Source organism: Marinomonas posidonica, from assembly GCF_043643765.1.
In the GTDB taxonomy this organism is placed as follows: Bacteria; Pseudomonadota; Gammaproteobacteria; order Pseudomonadales; family Marinomonadaceae; genus Marinomonas; species Marinomonas posidonica_A.
Genome location: NZ_JBHZSP010000001.1, coordinates 345,477 through 363,524, shown reverse-complemented (window position 1 = coordinate 363,524; position 18,048 = coordinate 345,477). Strand labels below are relative to the sequence as shown.

Below are 18,048 nucleotides of genomic sequence, written 5' to 3'. Positions count from 1 at the left end.
ATCAAAAATTATTCATCATCTTCTTCAACGATTTCTGTGACGGTTTTTTCACCACATTTCGCACACTTACCTTCAATCCAAACGCGTCCCTGTGCTTCAAATTCTTGAGGCTCAACCATACCAAGATCAATATCTTGACACTGATTACACCAAGTCTGTGTTAAAAAATCTTGCTGTTCCTCTGCAGAACGCGCATAGAAATCACGAGCAACCACTTGCTCTGCAGGAATATCTGACATTAATTCACCCCACTGTATAAATAAGAAACGACTCGATTGGCATCAGGGTCAAGGGCATTTAGTGGCGCTTCTATTAACAAACGACTCAATGAAATGGAGTTAAATAATTTTTGCTTATCACCATCAATCTCAACACTATACTCAACTTGCTCACCCTTCACTTGCACTAAACTCACCTCACGAACAACACCAATACTTTCGAGATACGCCTGAACTTTTGCCATAGAAGAATAATTGTTCACACCACCAATCTGAATATTTAAACGACTGGCTGAGCCGCTATTTCTAACAGATGCATAACGAGAGGCAAACACATTTGCCAACTTGGCGCTAGCTTGATCCAATAAGCTCTCCAAATCATCTCCGGTCAGTACAAATCGGTCCGTTTCGCCTGTTTTTTGCATGACCATCAAACTGCCACCAATGTGACCAGCATAATTACTTACTCTCAATGCGGCCACCGCATCCGTTTGATAACGTTGACTGGCATTGGCAATGGTATCTTCAAAGAACCCCCAAACGTCCGCTGCGGTAATATTATTTTGATCGACTTGATCAATGAGCGGAGCATAAATGGGCACGCCAACTAAACTACTTGCCCGCGCAAAGTCATTTAAAATCTGCGACGGAGCATTCGAACCAGACAACCGTCTAATGCCATTATTTTCACTGGCTAACCAAACCAACACCGAAGGCCGGTTACTTCCCCACACTGGTAAACCATTTTGTGATAAGAAGCGGTCAATTGATTCGGGATAAAAAGTCACCCTAATTTGCTTGCCTGGAACCAAACCATCATCACTTGGTAACAACTCACTTAATGAGGCCACAGAATGCTGCGCCACCCAACCCGCCGATTGTTTTCGTGCTTGGCTCAATAAATCGCCGATGATCGCCTCTTTATTGCCAGACACTTTTATCAACACTTGCTCAGCCGCTAATCTGAACGCTTGGTTCAGCATATTTGCTTCCGATTGCGTCACAGGCAAATTAATTTCAGCACTGTACAGCCCTTTCACATTGACCGCCTGCGCTGACGATGTGAACCAAAAAACCATTAATAAAAAAAATATACGAGAATTCATAGCCCTTCCTTCGTTTATTTTGTCTATTCTACTGTCTTAATCGCAAAGAACCATAGCCCTAATGTGTCACTATGGTAAAATGCTTTTTTTTCCTCGTACCATGATAAGGCATAGGCAATGACCAAGTCGGACAAACCATCGATTAGTTATAAAGACGCAGGCGTAGACATTAACGCTGGCAACCAACTTGTTGAACGCATTAAAGGCGTCAGCAAAAAGACTCGCCGCCCAGAGGTAATGGGTGGTTTAGGTGGATTCGGGGCTCTTACCCGTTTACCAACCAAGTACAAAAAGCCAGTCTTGGTCTCTGGCACAGACGGCGTGGGCACTAAACTACGCCTTGCAATGGATCTAAATCAACATGACACCATTGGCATTGACCTTGTGGCTATGTGTGTTAATGATCTAGTGGTAGCGGGTGCTGAACCATTGCTTTTCCTTGATTACTACGCGACTGGAAAATTGGATATCGATGTCGCAGCTAACGTCGTGACAGGTATTGGCGAAGGCTGCTTACAAGCAGGCTGTGCACTAGTCGGTGGTGAAACTGCAGAAATGCCTGGCATGTACCATGATGGTGATTACGATTTAGCAGGCTTTTGTGTCGGTGTTGCAGAAGAAGATGATGTCATCGACGGCAGCCAAGTCAAAGCCGGAGACAAACTGATTGCACTTGGTTCGTCTGGTCCACACTCAAACGGTTACTCTTTGATCCGTAAAATTTTAGAAGTCAGCCAAGCAGACCTAAACACCGACATCGACGGCGTCGCACTGAAAGATGCCCTTATGGCACCAACACGCATTTACGTAAAATCCATTCTTAAGTTAATGGAAAGTATTCAGGTTAATGCCCTTGCACACATTACTGGTGGCGGGTTGCTGGAAAACATTCCTCGCGTTTTACCTGAAGAGGCGGCAGCGAAAATTGATGCCAATAGCTGGAAACGTCCGGCCGTGTTTGATTGGCTTCAAGAACAAGGAAATGTCGAGCAAGAAGAAATGTACCGTGTTCTAAACTGTGGTGTCGGCATGGTACTGTGTATCAATGCAGACAAAGCAGAAGAAGCATTAAACCTTCTTCAAGCAGAAGGCGAACAAGCTTGGATCATTGGTGAAATCTGCCCACGCAACGGTGGCAAAGAGGTGCTGATTTCCGATCTAGAGTCTAACGCATGAGTTTTCCAGTCATTGTCTTGATTTCAGGCAGTGGCAGTAACTTGCAAGCCTTGATTGATCAAAGCTTGCAAGGAAAACTGAACATCGACATTAAAGCCGTGATCAGCAACAAAGCCGATGCCTTTGGATTAGAAAGAGCGAAAAAAGCGGGCATTCCAACCCACGCTCTAGACCATAAGGCGTTCACCAGTCGCGAAGCATTTGATGAAGAACTGCAAAAAACAATCGATCAGTATCAACCTAAGTTAGTGGTATTGGCTGGCTTTATGCGGATATTAACTGAAACCTTCACGCAACATTATGAAGGTAGAATGCTTAATATACATCCGTCTTTACTGCCAAAATTCAAAGGCTTGGATACACACCAAAGAGCCATTGATGCCAAGGAACAAGAACACGGTGTTTCTGTGCACTTTGTCAGCTCAGAACTGGACGCTGGCGCTGTAATATTGCAAGCCAGCACAATGATAGAGGCAGATGAAACCGCAAGCAGTCTCGCCAGTAAAGTGCATGCACTTGAGCATGTCATTTACCCACTGGCGGTGAAATGGTTTAGCGAAAGTCGATTGACATTGAAACACGGTACAGCGTATTTGGATGATGCCCCTCTTGCGGAGACCGGCATTCTTTACCATTCAGGCCTAGCCTAAAAAAGGAGAAAGCATGGGGATTCATAAAATATCAATCTGGTTTATTGCCACTTTTATGTTCATCCCTATGTTTTCTTACTCCGCCACGCCAAAGAAAGACGCTTTTCTAGAGGCCTACTCAGCCGTCTACAGTACGGTTTGGAAAAAAGGCATCAGCCTAAAAGTGGAAGGCAAGCAGACGCTGTCTAAACAATCAGGTGATATGTGGAAGTTTGCCTTTTCAGCAGACAGCCTCATTGCTTCTCTCAATGAAAGTTCGCAGTTTTACGTTAAAGACCATCAAATTATTCCAACCAAATATCAATACAAAAGTAAGGTACTGGGTAAAACTCGCAAAGCCACTCTGACTTTTGACTGGAAAAAACAGCTGGTCCGCAACGATGTGAAAGAAAAACCGTGGAATCTATCCATTCATCCGAACACTCTAGACAAGTTGTCGATCCAACTGCAAATTCGACAGGATTTAAAACAAGGAAAAAATGAGTTTGATTATCTTATCGCGGACGGTGGCTACATTAAAAATTGGCAATTTAAACGCGAAAAGATGGAAACCATAAATACCAAACTCGGTCGTTTATCTGCTATCAAAATGATTCGAACCGACAATTTAAGCAAGGTAAAGCAAACCTCTTTTTGGTTTGTACCTAAGCTGGATTATTTGCTTGTCAAACTAGAACACAAAGAAGATGGTGAGTCGTATCACCTTGATATAGACTCATTCAAACGCCTTTAAGTCGGCCCACGTATTGAAGTTCCTCAATGTGTCACCTGTGTCAACACGGACAGACTGGCAACCAAATGACTCATAGAATGCCATAACAGCCAACCTATCCTGTTGGCTCAAAAATACATCTAAAGCAAATAGGCTTGATGCCACAGGCATAATCGCATGCAATGGATGACGACCTTTATCGTCCTGCAGATAGTGAATTTTATCCGGTGCAGACTTTGCAGCCTCTCGCAAAGTCTGGAACACTAACCCAGTAATTAAAGGCGTATCACATGGTGATATCATAAGGTGCGAACTTTTTGATACCGCTAAGCAGGAGTAAAGACCAGCCAACGGCCCTTTGTCAGAAACCGATTCAGCATCCGAGTACAATTCATAACCCATGCCTTGGTATTCTGCCATATGCCGATTGGCATTGATCAGCATTCGATCGACCGAAGGCTGTAAGGCTCGAATCACATGCACCGCCATTGGTTCATTACGAAACAAAAGTAAGCCTTTATCCTGCCCAGATACGCGCTCCCCTTTACCGCCCGCTAAGACAGCACCAGTTATCGATGTTATTTCCATGCTTTAATTATCTTTTTTCAGCCAGGGTAGACATCGATTAGACCAAATTTCATCCGCTAATGCCAAACAAGCTTTATGCGAGTCCAATTTGTACAATAAACCAATAACCGCCGCCAGCGTTTGACGCACCGCTTGCTCACCAAATGGGTCAATCGTCTCACCTAACCAATGATCCCTCAAACGAGAGACATCAAGGTTGTTCTTAAGTCGCTTATAACGCTGCTCAGCTTTGGGCCACACTGTCCAGCTCGCTTGATTATTCTGCCATTTTCCCAATGTCACTTCTCGCTCAGGGTTCACTTCCGCCTCTCCATTACCACCACGAAACACTAAGACGGAAGGATCCTGAAGCTGTTCGCAAGCCGCTAGGTGCAACGCATCGTAACCACGATGGAACACCCCATGTAGACTATGGGGAGCAAAAAATGGATTCATCATTCGAACTACTGTGTTCACCGGTGAACGTAATCCTAATTGGTATTTCAAATTCATCATTTTCCCTAGCATAGGGTGTATGTTTATCAAATCAATGTAAGCAAACGCTTGCTCATTAAGGCATTGATTGACCTCATCCACCGAAGAACACACATTAAGACCCAACGCACTTAATGCTTGATTGACATAAATTCGCTCTTCCCCCTCAAACGCGTGACCATGCATGACAATGCGAACACCCGCATTCGCTAAGGCCAGCGCTGACAACAAAAACCAAGGTAACTCATTACGCTTACCGGCATAAGCTGGCCAATCGAGCTCGACTTTCTGCACCGATGAATTGTTTTCTCGTAAGAAGCAGCGAGTGGCTCGTGTAAACCCCACAGTTTCTTCAACCGTTTCTTCTCGAATGCGAATTAACATCCAAAAAGCCCCCGATTGTTCAGCGGCAACTTGATCATTCAGCATAAGAGTCATTGCCTGTTCGGCTTCTTCCGAAGTAAGGCTTCGAGCGCCTTTCTTACCTCGCCCAAGCACCTGAATAAATGGTTTAAATGCATCACTCATGCGCTTTGCTCCACTTGTATTGGCATAAACGGTTTCAACTCTGGCACACAAGAACCACAATTAGTGCCACATTTTAATCGCACCCCCAACTCAGCGACAGAACGAACACCGTCTGCCACCGCCTGTTGAATTTGTTTACTACCCACTTGAAAACAGGAACAAATGATTTCGCCCTTATCTTCCGCTTGAGCCAAGCTCCCCGCCAAGATAGCTAGCCTTTCCGGCTCCAGAACAGGACAATCAGGCGCCAACTTGGACACCAACCAATCCACATTGAATTGCTGCGGTTGGTCATGCCAATACAACAACAAAGCCAATTGATTCTCTCGCAAGCAAGCCATTCTCGATTGCCCTGACAGTGGGTTTTGATACGTCATCCAATGTTCTGATAAGCCCGTTTGCTGTTTTAAATCTCGTACGGTTTGCTCTACTTCGGCCGCACTAGACAAGGCCACTTCGTAGTAAAAACCATGCTCAGACGGAATACGACACCAATATAAAAACGCCGATAAGTCCAACGCCTGTGTTGATAAAATGGAACCAAACATAGGATTATGTATGGCTTCCAGTCGGATCAAAGCATGCTTAGATTCAGGCTGCCCTGATAATGGATCAACGACTTGTGGTATCAAGTGGGATATCACAGACTGATTTGCAAAAGCCTGAGTCCAATGAATCGGGGCAAATACCTGACCTGGTGAGGTCGCCCGACTTGTCTTTACCCTTAAAATAGCCTGACCATGAGGACTCACTAAACGCGCCAAACCTTGATCCTGAAGCCCAAGTGCTTTGACATCACGAGGATGAATTTCAACATAAGGTTGATTGGTATGACGAGCCAAAGAAGCCGCATTTCCTGTTCTCGTCATGGTATGCCACTGATCTCGAACTCGCCCTGTATTCAAAACAAAAGGCCACTCTTGATTACTCGCATGCTGGGGAAGCACAGGCGTAATAGGAATAAAACGCGCTTTTCGATCCGTCGTGAAAAATTTCCCATCCGCAAACATCCGTTTAGTGCCTGCCGGCTGTCCTGTTGGTACAGGCCACTGAACCGGCACTAAGGCATCGTATTCTGCTTGAGTCATAGACTGAAAGTGACCAATATCGAAATCTCTTTTACCGGCGTTTTCAAACGCTGATAATGCCGCGTGTTCTACAAAAATATCACGAGCGCCTTGGTAACTAAACGCCGAATGGAAACCGAGTCTTTTCGCAACTTCACAAATTGCCCACCAATCATGTCTGGCCTCCCCCGGTGCCGGTAACAAGCCTCGTTGACGAGAAATACGTCGCTCTGAATTCGTCACCGTGCCATTTTTTTCACTCCACCCCGTTGCTGGCAATAAGATGTCCGCCATGGCCGTCGTATCAGTATTGTTTTTACAGTCACTGACAATCACCAACTCACATTTTTCCAAGGCGCGTCGAACCTGAGCGGTATCGGGTAAACTCACCATCGGATTCGTCGACATAATCCACACCACTTTGACTTTACCTGCTTCCATGGCTTGAAATAAATCGACCGCTTTCAGACCATTTTCATTGGCCATGTTTGGGGCCTGCCAAAAACGCTTAACCAAATCGTGTGCGCCAGGCGTTGCAAAATCCATATGGGCCGCCAGTTGATTGGCTAAGCCACCGACTTCGCGTCCTCCCATGGCATTTGGCTGACCTGTAATAGAAAAAGGCCCAGCGCCTTCTTTGCCCACCCGACCGGTTGCGAGATGACAGTTGATAATGGCATTGCATTTATCCACGCCAGAAGACGACTGATTAATGCCTTGAGAATAAAACGTAACTGTCTTATCAGTATCTGCCCACCAATCCGCCAGACAAGTTAAGTCTTCTAACGGCACACCACAAAAATCCGCCGTAAAAGACGCACTTGGTGTTGCCGCATAAGCACACTTTAAGGCCTCATCAAACCCGGATGTCGAATCCGCCATAAAAGTCTGATCAACAACGCCAACACTATCTGAATGACAGAGCAGGTAAGAAAAAATCGCCGCATCAGACCCAGGCTTAATCGCTAAATGCAGATCCGCAATATCACAGGTCGCGGTTTGACGAGGGTCAATCACCACCACCTTCATGTGAGGACGCTTTTGTTTAGCCGCCGCAATGCGCTGATACAAAACCGGGTGTGTCCAAGCGGCATTAGACCCCACCATAATAAGCAAATCGCAGCACTCTAAATCTTCATAACAACAAGGCACAGTATCAGACCCAAACGCCCGCTTATAAGCCACCACTGCGGACGCCATGCATAACCTTGAATTCGTGTCGACGTTAGCTGTACCAATAAACCCCTTCGCCAGCTTATTGGCCACATAATAATCTTCAGTCAAAATCTGACCAGATAAATAAAACGCAAAAGCATCGGGGCCATGATCTTTCACCACTTGAGAAATCTTTTCACTAATAGTACTTAACGCCTCATCCCAAGAAGTGGATTGCCCCTGAATACTTGGTGTGAGCAATCTGTCATGATCAATCAAAGTTTGCGATAAACTACTTCCTTTCACACACAATCGACCAAAGTTTGCCGGATGCATGTTATCCCCTGATACAGGGGGAATAGGGTCTTTACCTGCACTCGGCAAAACCATGTTCACACCACAGCCGACACCGCAATAAGGACATGTTGTTTTTTGAGAAGCCTGCGCCATATATCCATCCTTCACTTTTTCGAAGACAAAAAAAGCCCAACCACTCTACTAGAATGGTTGGGCTTCGTTGCCTTTTGTAATATCTGATAGCTTTATTAGTAAACCAACTTTGGCTCAAGGTGCATCAGTTACTAATAACAAAGCAATTAACAGGCCAAGTACAACAAACACAATTCAATCAGTATTCAAGCGATTTGAGCTCGAACTCAAGCATAACCTCAACGTAAAAAGCACCAACCCAGTGCAAAAATCATATTCAGGGTCAATGAAGGATCACCGACAAGCGACAAACACCTTGCCAGTTTCCAGCTTTACTGGCCAAGTTGTTACCTTGACACCTTCTTCCTCAAGGCACTGTCCAGATTGCAATTCATAATGCTGCTTATACAAAGGGCTCGCTACGGTCCACTGTTCCTTTAGATTCGCCAACAAACCTCGGGAAAGCACATTGGCTTTTCCGATTGGATCCCAGTTACTAATGGCAAATACTTTCTGCTCCGCCTCTGGCACGTAAAACAAAGCGATTTGTTGACCATCTAACATGGCTGCGATACCAGCGCCTTCGATCAAGTCCTGCTGTTCACACATTAATTTCCACTGCATCGTCATGATTAACCTGCCTTCGCAATCAGTTGCTGTTTTTCGGCTTCTGTCGCAGGGCGAATTTGATTTCGCTCCTCAACAAATACAACATTGTCATCGCCACCTTCATAGTTGACGAACTGACGGAAATTCTTCAGTGCTTGCTCGTCTTCTAGTGTGGTTTTCCACTCACACTGGAAAGTATCCACCACATGTTGCATGCTTTTCTCTAGTTCTTCACACAAGCTAAGTTTGTCATCAATGACCACCTCTTTTAGATAGTCCAGACCGCCTTCGAGACTTTCCATCCATACAGACGTACGCTGCAAACGGTCGGCCGTTTTGGTGTAAAACATCAAGACTCTGTCGATGTACTTAACCAAGGTCTCATCGTCCAAGTCAGTCGCAAACAAATCCGCATGACGAGGCTTCATACCCCCGTTTCCACAAACGTATAAGTTCCAACCGCCCTCTGTGGCGATCACGCCTATGTCCTTGCTTTGAGCTTCGGCACATTCACGCGTACAACCCGACACAGCGAACTTAATTTTGTGCGGCGATCTCAATCCTTTGTAACGATTCTCTAAGTGAATTGCCATGCCCATGCTGTCGTTCACACCGTAACGACACCAGGTACTGCCCACACAGGATTTAACGGTTCGTAATGACTTACCATAGGCTTGGCCGGTTTCAAACCCAGCCGCCACCAGCTTCTCCCATATTTCAGGCAATTGCGGCAAGGTTGCCCCAAACAAATCAATGCGCTGACCACCGGTAATCTTGGTGTACAAGCCATAATCTTTAGCGACTTGTCCTAGTACAATCAACTTATCTGGGGTAATTTCACCACCCGCAATACGCGGCACAATGGAATAGGTACCATCCTTTTGCATGTTGGCAAGGAACCTATCATTGGTATCTTGCAAACCAATGTGCTCTTTTTTCAGCACATAGTCGTTCCACACGCTGGCAAGAATGGATCCCACTGCAGGTTTACAGATTTCACAACCGTGACCTTTGCCGTGTTTTTGCAATAGTTCAGCGAAGGTTTTGATGCCTTCAATTTTGATTAGGTTGTACAAATCCTGACGGGTATAAGCGAAGTGCTCACAAATATCCGTACTGACTTCTACACCCAGTGCCAACAACTCATTGTCGACGACTTTTTTCAATAAGGCAGCACAACCACCACAACCAGTAGCAGCTTTGGTAACCCCTTTGACATCGCCAACGGACAAAGCCCCAGCGCAAACCGCATTACTGATGTCCTGCTTACTGACGTTATGACAACTACAAATGGACGCGGTAGCAGGCAAAGCATCAACACCCAAAGCCGCTGACGCGCCATCCATACTGGGTAAAATCAATGACTGTGCATTGTCAGGCAGATCGATGGCGTTTAAGTAATATTGCAACAAGGTATCGTAATAGCTGTTGTCCCCCACCAAGACAGCGCCCAATAGTTTCTTACCGTCTTCCGAGACCACCATTTTACGATAGCTTTGGGTCAACTCATCCTGATAAACAAATACCTTACAGCCTTGGGTTTGAGCATGAGCATCGCCGATCGAACCGACATCACAGCCAAGCAGTTTGAGTTTGGTGCTCATGTCTGCTCCCATAAAACGCTTGTCTGAGTCACCCATAATATGAGCGGCCGCGGCTTTCGCCATGCTGTATCCAGGCGCGACTAAGCCAAAAATTCGACCATTCCACAAGGCACATTCACCAATGGCATAAATACTGTCATCACTGGTTACACAATCGTTGTTAACACAAATACCGCCACGCTCACCAATTTCCAGAGCAGATTGTCTGGCTAAGGCATCTTGTGGGCGAATCCCAGCGGAAAACAAAATCAGGTCGGTTTCGAGATGACTGCCATCCGCAAAATTCATTCGGTGAAAAGCTTGCTCACCATCAATAATCTCTTGCGTGGCCGTGGCTGTATAAACGCTCACTTCAAGCCCTTCGATCATCTCTTTTAATACTTGGCCACCGGTTTCATCCAGTTGCACTGGCATCAAACGCGGTGCGAACTCAACCACACTGGTTTCCAAACCTAGGTTTTTAAGCGCATTGGCCGCTTCTAACCCCAGCAGACCGCCACCCACCACCGTGCCACGAGACACTTTTGCCGCGCAATCACGAATCGCATCCAGGTCTTCCAGAGTACGGTACACAAAAGTATTGTCTCTATCGTGCCCCGGCATCGGTGGTACAAAAGGATAGGACCCAGTGGCCAGCACCAAAATGTCATAAGACAAGGCATCGCCCGACGCCAATTGTAATGACTTAGCGGCACGATCAATTGCCACAACTTGGCTATTGGTAAAATAACGAACCCCATGTTCATCATACAAACGGCCATCCGTCATGGCTAAGTCTGCTGCCGCTTTGCCCGTAAAGTACTCACTCAAATGCACTCGGTCATAAGCCAAGTGTGGCTCTTCGCCAAACACCTCAATGGAAAATTGTTGTTGTGCACCCTGTTCAATCAATTGTTCGATAAAGTGATGTCCCACCATACCGTTTCCCACGACGACTAAACGTGGTTTGTCTGTTGCTGAAGTGTTTATAGTCATGTGTTTCCCCTTGTCGGAGTCTGGCGTTACTGTCTCTGAATCAAGCGACTTGCGACGAGCAATAGGCTTCGCCAAAAATCAGTCGATCCAGTATGTCGGTAACCTTCGTCTTATTTTGAATCAGCTGGAAGTACCAGCTACCATCGGCGACGTTGCCGTATAGAATTGCGCCCACCAGAAGGCCGTCGTTGACCACCAGTTTGCGATAGTGATTTGCGCTTACATCTTCAAAAATAAGGCAAGCGTCATTTGTATCAGGTTGAATTTTTCCCACCGAAAACAGGTTAATGCCTGATACTTTTAATTTGGTTGGTGTTGGCACGATAGCAAAATTGGCTGCACTACCAGTCAGCACCTGAGTTAATACGCTGATCTGTGACCAAATTGGGGCCAGCAAGCCAAACGTTTGCTGCTCAAATTCACAACATTCACCCAGCGCATAAATATCGGTATCTGACGTGGTCATTTGTGCATCAACCAGAATCGCTTTTTTTACTACCAAACCTGCCTGCTTAGCCAACTGGGTTTCAGGCACAATCCCTGCTGCCATGATCACCAGATCCACTGGTTTTTGCTGTCCATCACCGTGCAATAACTGACACACCGTACCTGACGCATCATGAATAAATTGCGTAGGACTATCAGATAAACAAAACTCAACCCCCATTGTTTCAAGACGACACTGCAGTAGACTGGCCGCGGACGCGTCTAACTGTCGATTTAATAAGTGACCACTGCGATGAAATACCGTGACCTGATGACCGCGTTTTACCAAACCTACGGCAGCCTCTAACCCAAGTAAGCCACCGCCTATTACGGCCACTTTTTGTGCTACAGGCAAATCCGCCATGCGATCCACGTCTTGCCAAGTACGAAAGCCCATTACATTGCTCGCCATCGCCCCTTCAATAGGCAACATATTGGCTTTAGAACCCGTTGCGAACACCAGCTTGTCGTAATCAATCACACGACCAGATGACAAGGTCACTTGTTTTTGTTCGCTTGAAATCCTAACCACTGGGTCTTCAGCAAGAATATCAACACCGGTTTGCCCCATCTTTTGTAGATCCACCAGTGACATGTCTTCATCACCAATTTCCTGAGCCAATAATGAAGACAACATAATACGGTTATAGCCTACTTTAGGCTCTTCACCGATTAGGGTAATAGCAAGCTTAACGGTGGCGTTATGCGCCAATTCTTCTGCTAATTTACTGCCCGCCATACCGGCACCAATTATCACTACTCGCATCATGATGAATTACCCTGTTACGCGTTAGCCACTTTCGCTGTAGACGGGCTAGAAGCTTTAGCAGCACCACTAATCGACTCAACCTTACGCTGCTTTTCATACAAGAACGTCAGTACTTGAGCGCGATAATCCACGTACTTCGCATCGTTTGCTAATGCCAAACGATCACGTGGTCGCGGTAAATCCACCTCTAATATTTCGCCTATCGTCGCCGCTGGGCCATTGGTCATCATGATAATGCGATCAGACAGTAATACCGCCTCATCCACATCGTGAGTAATCATAATGACGGTATTATTTAGGTCTTTTTGGATGTCCATAAGCGAATCTTGTAAATGGGCTCGAGTCAAGGCATCCAAAGCACCAAATGGCTCATCCATCAACAGCACACTTGGCTCCATCGCCAAGGCTCTGGCAATGCCCACACGTTGCTTCATACCACCGGATATTTCGTCTGGTCGTTTATCTGCCGCATGTGTCATATGCACCAAATCCAAGTTATGCATGATCCAATCGTGCATCTCTTTTTTCGATTTGGTCTTTTTAAAGACTTGCTTCACCGCCAACTCAACATTCTGGTAAGAGGTTAACCAAGGCAACAAGGAATGGTTTTGAAACACTACCGCGCGCTCTGGCCCTGGTCCTTTGACCTCTTTACCATCCAATAACACGCCACCTTCTGTCGCGTCATACAAACCCGCCACTATGTTCAATACAGTGGATTTACCACAGCCTGAGTGTCCAATCAGAGACACAAACTCGCCTTTATTAATCTTTAAATTCACTCCGTCTAAGGCTTTAAATGAACCCTTTGGCGTTGGAAATTCGATGGATACCTGACTGATGTCTAGATGCGTCGCCATGATCATTCTCCTATCGTAAAATTTGTGTCTTATCCCAAGACACAAAACGCTGAACCATCAACATGGCTCGATCTAATAAAAAGCCGATGAAACCTATCATCAACACGGCCACCATAATGCGACCAAGGGAGTTAGAGCTGCCATTTTGAAATTCATCCCACACAAACTTGCCTAAACCAGGGTTCTGCGCCAGCATTTCTGCGGCAATCAGTACCATCCAGGCAATCCCTAAAGACAAGCGCAAACCAGTGAACATCAGTGGAATGGCCGATGGGATGACGATTTTCATCACATGAGTAAACCACCCCAAGCGCAGTACTTTTGACACATTCAGCAAATCTTTCTCAACCGCCGCCACACCGACCGCCGTGTTAATTAAGGTCGGCCACATACAACATAGAGTGACCGTGAACATGGAGGTTAAAAAGGATTTAGAGAAGATCGGGGCATCCGATACATAGGTCGCACTGACCACCATGGTGACAAGCGGTAACCAAGCAAGAGGTGACACGGGTTTAAAGACTTGAATAACTGGGTTTAGCGCACTGTACACCGCATTATTCAAACCGATCAAAATGCCTAATGGAATGGCAATCAGGCAGGCTAAGCCAAAGCCCGCTAGGACGGTATACAAACTGGTAAAAATTTGGTCAAAGAACGTCGGTTTGCCGGTATAGCTGCGAATTTTACCCACATAACTCGGGTCTTTTGCCTGACGTTTGGCTATCCTGTCTTCCTGACGTTCATAAAATTGTTGCTCTTTTGCTCTTTCATTCTGATGCTCACTAATCAGGTTGCCCCATTGTTCATAAACCACAGCAGGCCCAGGAAAGACACCAAGCGAAGTGTGCACTCGGCTGGCCCCCACCTGCCAGAGCATAATAAAAATAAGGATTCCACATAGAGGCAAAAGAAGGCTTTTGAGAGAAATCTGCTCTAGCTTTTCCTTTAAAGAGTGGATGGATAAATCTGACATGGCGATATTCCTGCTAGTTGTAAAACGGCGAACTCACTCATCTTGCAATGGGCCTAAATAAGCCCACTGCTTAATAAGTCTTTAAATCTGATCATCACCTTTCAGACCAATCTGAAAGCTCTTCAAGTAATCATTTGGATGCTTACCGTCATAAGTAATGCCGTCAATAAAATCACTTTGTGGCGATTTAAAACCATCTTCCGTTGCAAAATCTGGGAAATCAGAAGCCTGCATAAAACCGTCTTCAATCAAAGATTCAGCCGCTTGCGCGTAGATATCAGGGCGATACACTTCTTTCGCGGTTTTCATGAACCATTCATCAGATTTAGGCTCTGCGATTTGTCCCCAACGGCGCATTTGGGTTAGATACCAAATCGCATCACTGTAGTAAGGGTAAGTCGCGTTATGACGGAAGAACACATTAAAATCTGGTACGTCACGCTTATCGCCTTTTTCATATTCAAATGTTCCCGTCATACTGTTTGCGATAACATCGTAATCCGCACCAACGTATTGGCTTTGCGACAGAATTTTCACCGCTTCTGGGCGGTTAGCATTGTTGTTTTCGTCCAACCATTTCGCCGCTCGAATCATGGCTTTGACTACGCGAATATGCGTAATTGGGTACTCGTCAGCCCACTCTTTACTGACACCAAATACTTTTTCTGGATTGTTTTTCCAGATCTCGTAGTCGGTAATAACTGGTACACCAATGCCTTTGAATACCGCTTGTTGATTCCAAGGTTCACCAACACAGTAACCATGTATGGTTCCAGCCTCCATTGTGGCGGGCATTTGGGGCGGCGGCGTTACTGACAACATAGCATCGGCATCGATTTGGCCACTGGTGTCGCCTTTCGCAGGTGCGTAATAACCTGGATGAATACCGCCTGCTGCTAACCAATAGCGCAATTCATAATTGTGCGTCGACACAGGAAATACCATGCCCATATTGAACGGCTTACCTTCTGACCGATAACGGTCCACGACAGGTTTTAAAGCACTCGCACTAATAGGGTGAACAGGCTTACCGTCTACGCCTTTGTCGATGTTGGGTTTCATCTCTTCCCAAACATCATTTGAAACAGTAATGCCGTTACCGTTCAAGTCCATGCTAAATGCGGTAATAATGTGCGCTTTGGTACCATAACCAATCGTTGCGCCCAATGGCTGACCTGCCAGCATATGAGCACCATCTAATTGTCCATCAATCACCCGGTCTAACAGGACTTTCCAATTCGCTTGTGCTTCCAAAGTAACGTAAAGACCTTCGTCTTCGAAATAGCCTTTTTCGTAAGCAATGGCCAAAGGTGCCATATCCGTTAGCTTAATAAAGCCAAACTTCAATTCTTCTTTCTCCGGATAATCCAACTCCGCGTGAGCGGCACCAGCCATCAAAAAGGACCCCAACAGCAAAGCCGCAGTGGACTTTTTCACTGATTCTGCCACTTTCGGCAATTGCATAACCGTTTCCAAAGACCTCAAATTCATCGTTACTCTCCGCTTCAAGACACAAAAAAAGGCGCATGCAAATCACACAATTGTGTGTTTGCAGGCACCTTTGCCATTCATAAACGACTCTACATTGAGCCTTCAATCCTGTGGGTGACAACCAGCATCATTGCTCATTTCACCAAAATGTTTAGCTGATAATCTATCAATGTATATTGGTTAGCAGGATATATGCCAAAAAAAATAACCTACTGATTTATATCGATTAAATGGTTTTCAGTTCATTAAAAACTTCAAAAAAAGCCCTCTTTTGCTCTCAAATCAGGCACAGCGCACCATAACATGGCCGATTAATCCTCTGATTTTATAAACCCTTTTAGGATACCTTTGGGATGAAGTCTCACCTTACCGTTCGCAATATCCTCTAACCAAGTAGATTCTTGCGATGAGCTTAAAAGCCATTGCCATTCTTGATCATGGTCTCCTGAGGCACGTTCATATATGTCCTGACGATACACTTGCTTCGCCATCGAATTTAAATTCGTTGTCGCAGCGTTAGGCAACTGATGCCAGCGATGCATTTGTCCCATAATCCATAGCGCGTAACTGGGTAAGGGGCGATTAATCTCTTGGCCTGAAAAACGCTGATACGCTTCCATCGGCCAATCAAATTTGCCTTTCGGTTTAATCGCACTAAAACCGTACACCAATTGTTCAACACTGCAATTTAGATAATCTGGATGACTTAAGATACTCAGTAATTCCGTCTGGTTAGCTGGATGATCAACCCATTCACAAGCCTTTTCTAAAGCTCGAATCACCGCGAGATGCGTCAGTTCGTTTTGTTCAGCCCAAGAGGAATTCACACCAAATACTTTTTCCGGCGTGCTTCCCCAAATTTCATAACCTGTTACCAGTAAATGACCGACCCCAGCCTCAACAGCCAAACTATTCCAAGGCTCCCCAACACAATAACCATCTATATCACCAGCCTTAAGACTGTCGATCATTTTCACTGGAGGAATGACAACAATTTGCACCTCTTCATCCGGATCAATACCAGCACGAGCCAACCAATCTCTAAGTTGGTAATTATGAGAAGAGTATGGGTAAACCACAGCAAAACGAAGCAAGGGTTGACTGTGTTTTGCACGCTCTTCGATATAGCGCTTCAAGGCGGTACCATTTCGAATATCACTACTTTGCGTCACATACTGCGTCAGTTCTTCATACAAAATATTGCCAACCGTAATACCATTACCATTGTGGCTCACCGTAAAACTGGTTTGCATGGCGGTTTTTAATGTTCCAACGCCAAGGCTTGCCGCAATCGGCATAGATGCCAACATGTGTGCACCCTGCAAGATATTAAAGGTTACTTTATCGCGAATGCTGGCCCAAGATGCTTCTTTTGATAGGGTTACTGGAACCCCTTCTGCCGCAAAAAAACCTTTCTCTTTGGCAATAACAAAAGGTGCACAGTCAATTAAAGGAATAAAGCCAATCCGCACCGTCTGTTGAGATTCTAAAGAATTCTTTATCGCTGATGTCATTTAGAAGCTCCCATAATTTCCATCACTGAAATGATATTACGAGCCACTTCGGTCATTCTTTGACTGCGATCCATCGCTAATTTTCTGAGGGCTTGATAAGCCGCAGGCTCATCACACTGTTGATGCTTCATAATCAACCCTTTTGCTTTATCAATTAGCTTACGGTCTTCCAACTGAGTTTTTACCGTTTCGAGCTCAGAACGTAATGCCTGAAACTCCCTAAAACGCGCGATAGCAACCTGTAAAATCGCCTTCACACTGCCACTGTTCACCCCATCGACAACATAAGCACTCACACCAGCACGAATAGCCGCTTCAACATGCCTAGAATCGTCTTCTTCGGCAAACATCACAATGGGTCTTGGGTTATCTTGGGTAAGTCGAGACATATTTTCCAACATATCTCGGTCTGGGGATTCAATGTCAATGATCACCATATCTGGCTGACATTCCATCACTGCCTGGCTTAAGTTCAGCGCATTTTCAAGGCGACGGATCACACGGTAGCCACTGTCTAACATAGCTTGCTCAACAATCGCCGCTCGGGCAGGTTCATTATCAACCAACATAACGGTTAATTCATTCTTTGGGGGCGCAGACATGGTGCACTCTCTATCTATACAAGCTGAATTTCAATAAATGAAGCAAGATATGCGCCACT

The 18,048-nt window shown here is 45.6% G+C and carries 16 protein-coding genes; 3 read left to right on the top strand and 13 right to left on the bottom strand.

All coding sequences use genetic code 11. The annotated features are described in order from the left end of the window. Positions 1-8 precede the first annotated feature (8 nt). Positions 9-239, bottom strand: coding sequence for a hypothetical protein (locus tag ACHUFM_RS01780; protein WP_394178977.1), 231 nt, complete (start codon positions 237-239; stop codon positions 9-11). Next, on the bottom strand, positions 239-1,324 hold the full coding sequence (locus ACHUFM_RS01775) for a DUF2066 domain-containing protein (protein ID WP_394178975.1): 1,086 nt from the start codon (positions 1,322-1,324) through the stop codon (positions 239-241). Before ACHUFM_RS01775 ends, ACHUFM_RS01780 begins: the two co-directional genes overlap by 1 nt. 117 nt (positions 1,325-1,441) lie before the next feature. On the opposite strand from ACHUFM_RS01775, the gene purM reads away from it, so the two are divergent. The 3 genes from purM to ACHUFM_RS01760 are packed head-to-tail and all read left to right on the top strand — an operon-like array spanning position 1,442 to position 3,883. After that, positions 1,442-2,500, top strand: a complete 1,059-nt coding sequence (gene purM, locus ACHUFM_RS01770) for a phosphoribosylformylglycinamidine cyclo-ligase (protein ID WP_394178973.1) — start codon at positions 1,442-1,444, stop codon at positions 2,498-2,500. Then, positions 2,497-3,150 (top strand): phosphoribosylglycinamide formyltransferase, encoded by a 654-nt coding sequence (gene purN / locus ACHUFM_RS01765; RefSeq protein ID WP_394178971.1) that lies wholly within the window; start codon positions 2,497-2,499, stop codon positions 3,148-3,150. The genes purM and purN overlap by 4 nt, the downstream gene beginning before the upstream one ends. Before the next feature lie 13 nt (positions 3,151-3,163). After that, positions 3,164-3,883 (top strand): DUF3108 domain-containing protein, encoded by a 720-nt coding sequence (locus tag ACHUFM_RS01760; RefSeq protein ID WP_394178969.1) that lies wholly within the window; start codon positions 3,164-3,166, stop codon positions 3,881-3,883. Here the strand turns inward: ACHUFM_RS01760 and mobA are convergent. From mobA to ACHUFM_RS01705, 11 genes are all read right to left on the bottom strand, one after another. Further along, entirely contained in the window at positions 3,866-4,450 is a 585-nt protein-coding gene (gene mobA / locus ACHUFM_RS01755) for a molybdenum cofactor guanylyltransferase (RefSeq protein WP_394178967.1), read from the bottom strand. The two genes, ACHUFM_RS01760 and mobA, sit on opposite strands and share 18 nt — an antisense overlap. A gap of 3 nt (positions 4,451-4,453) precedes the next feature. Beyond that, the gene (locus ACHUFM_RS01750; RefSeq protein WP_394178965.1) at positions 4,454-5,452 is read right to left on the bottom strand and encodes a glycosyl transferase family protein; all 999 of its coding nucleotides are present in this window, start codon (positions 5,450-5,452) and stop codon (positions 4,454-4,456) included. Next, complete coding sequence (locus tag ACHUFM_RS01745) at positions 5,449-8,124, bottom strand: nitrate reductase (protein WP_394178963.1); 2,676 nt, start codon at positions 8,122-8,124, stop codon at positions 5,449-5,451. Before ACHUFM_RS01745 ends, ACHUFM_RS01750 begins: the two co-directional genes overlap by 4 nt. 273 nt (positions 8,125-8,397) lie before the next feature. Continuing rightward, the gene (gene nirD / locus ACHUFM_RS01740; protein WP_394178961.1) at positions 8,398-8,733 is read right to left on the bottom strand and encodes a nitrite reductase small subunit NirD; all 336 of its coding nucleotides are present in this window, start codon (positions 8,731-8,733) and stop codon (positions 8,398-8,400) included. A 2-nt stretch (positions 8,734-8,735) separates the two neighbouring features. Further along, positions 8,736-11,291 carry a nitrite reductase large subunit NirB gene (nirB, locus tag ACHUFM_RS01735; protein WP_394178959.1) on the bottom strand — a complete coding sequence of 852 codons (2,556 nt, stop codon included), beginning with the start codon at positions 11,289-11,291 and terminating at the stop codon, positions 8,736-8,738. Positions 11,292-11,331: 40 nt separating this feature from the next. Beyond that, positions 11,332-12,546, bottom strand: coding sequence for an NAD(P)/FAD-dependent oxidoreductase (locus ACHUFM_RS01730; protein ID WP_394178957.1), 1,215 nt, complete (start codon positions 12,544-12,546; stop codon positions 11,332-11,334). Positions 12,547-12,560: 14 nt separating this feature from the next. After that, positions 12,561-13,406 (bottom strand): ABC transporter ATP-binding protein, encoded by an 846-nt coding sequence (locus ACHUFM_RS01725; RefSeq protein WP_394178955.1) that lies wholly within the window; start codon positions 13,404-13,406, stop codon positions 12,561-12,563. Between the two features lie 10 nt (positions 13,407-13,416). Continuing rightward, positions 13,417-14,382, bottom strand: a complete 966-nt coding sequence (locus ACHUFM_RS01720) for an ABC transporter permease (protein ID WP_394178953.1) — start codon at positions 14,380-14,382, stop codon at positions 13,417-13,419. Between the two features lie 81 nt (positions 14,383-14,463). Further along, positions 14,464-15,873, bottom strand: coding sequence for a CmpA/NrtA family ABC transporter substrate-binding protein (locus tag ACHUFM_RS01715; protein ID WP_394178951.1), 1,410 nt, complete (start codon positions 15,871-15,873; stop codon positions 14,464-14,466). A gap of 311 nt (positions 15,874-16,184) precedes the next feature. Beyond that, the gene (locus tag ACHUFM_RS01710; protein ID WP_394178949.1) at positions 16,185-17,387 is read right to left on the bottom strand and encodes a CmpA/NrtA family ABC transporter substrate-binding protein; all 1,203 of its coding nucleotides are present in this window, start codon (positions 17,385-17,387) and stop codon (positions 16,185-16,187) included. After that, on the bottom strand, positions 17,384-17,989 hold the full coding sequence (locus ACHUFM_RS01705; protein WP_113874912.1) for an ANTAR domain-containing response regulator: 606 nt from the start codon (positions 17,987-17,989) through the stop codon (positions 17,384-17,386). Before ACHUFM_RS01705 ends, ACHUFM_RS01710 begins: the two co-directional genes overlap by 4 nt. Positions 17,990-18,048: the final 59 nt, after the last annotated feature.

Coding starts and splice junctions, on each gene's coding strand:
- purN (WP_394178971.1), top strand. CDS start 2,497: ATGAGTTTTCCAGTCATTGTCTTGATTTCAGGCAGTGGCAGTAACTTG.
- ACHUFM_RS01715 (WP_394178951.1), bottom strand. CDS start 15,873: ATGAATTTGAGGTCTTTGGAAACGGTTATGCAATTGCCGAAAGTGGCA.
- ACHUFM_RS01725 (WP_394178955.1), bottom strand. CDS start 13,406: ATGGCGACGCATCTAGACATCAGTCAGGTATCCATCGAATTTCCAACG.
- ACHUFM_RS01750 (WP_394178965.1), bottom strand. CDS start 5,452: ATGAGTGATGCATTTAAACCATTTATTCAGGTGCTTGGGCGAGGTAAG.
- purM (WP_394178973.1), top strand. CDS start 1,442: ATGACCAAGTCGGACAAACCATCGATTAGTTATAAAGACGCAGGCGTA.
- ACHUFM_RS01705 (WP_113874912.1), bottom strand. CDS start 17,989: ATGTCTGCGCCCCCAAAGAATGAATTAACCGTTATGTTGGTTGATAAT.
- ACHUFM_RS01775 (WP_394178975.1), bottom strand. CDS start 1,324: ATGAATTCTCGTATATTTTTTTTATTAATGGTTTTTTGGTTCACATCG.
- ACHUFM_RS01760 (WP_394178969.1), top strand. CDS start 3,164: ATGGGGATTCATAAAATATCAATCTGGTTTATTGCCACTTTTATGTTC.
- ACHUFM_RS01720 (WP_394178953.1), bottom strand. CDS start 14,382: ATGTCAGATTTATCCATCCACTCTTTAAAGGAAAAGCTAGAGCAGATT.
- nirB (WP_394178959.1), bottom strand. CDS start 11,291: ATGACTATAAACACTTCAGCAACAGACAAACCACGTTTAGTCGTCGTG.
- mobA (WP_394178967.1), bottom strand. CDS start 4,450: ATGGAAATAACATCGATAACTGGTGCTGTCTTAGCGGGCGGTAAAGGG.
- ACHUFM_RS01730 (WP_394178957.1), bottom strand. CDS start 12,546: ATGATGCGAGTAGTGATAATTGGTGCCGGTATGGCGGGCAGTAAATTA.
- nirD (WP_394178961.1), bottom strand. CDS start 8,733: ATGACGATGCAGTGGAAATTAATGTGTGAACAGCAGGACTTGATCGAA.
- ACHUFM_RS01780 (WP_394178977.1), bottom strand. CDS start 239: ATGTCAGATATTCCTGCAGAGCAAGTGGTTGCTCGTGATTTCTATGCG.
- ACHUFM_RS01710 (WP_394178949.1), bottom strand. CDS start 17,387: ATGACATCAGCGATAAAGAATTCTTTAGAATCTCAACAGACGGTGCGG.
- ACHUFM_RS01745 (WP_394178963.1), bottom strand. CDS start 8,124: ATGGCGCAGGCTTCTCAAAAAACAACATGTCCTTATTGCGGTGTCGGC.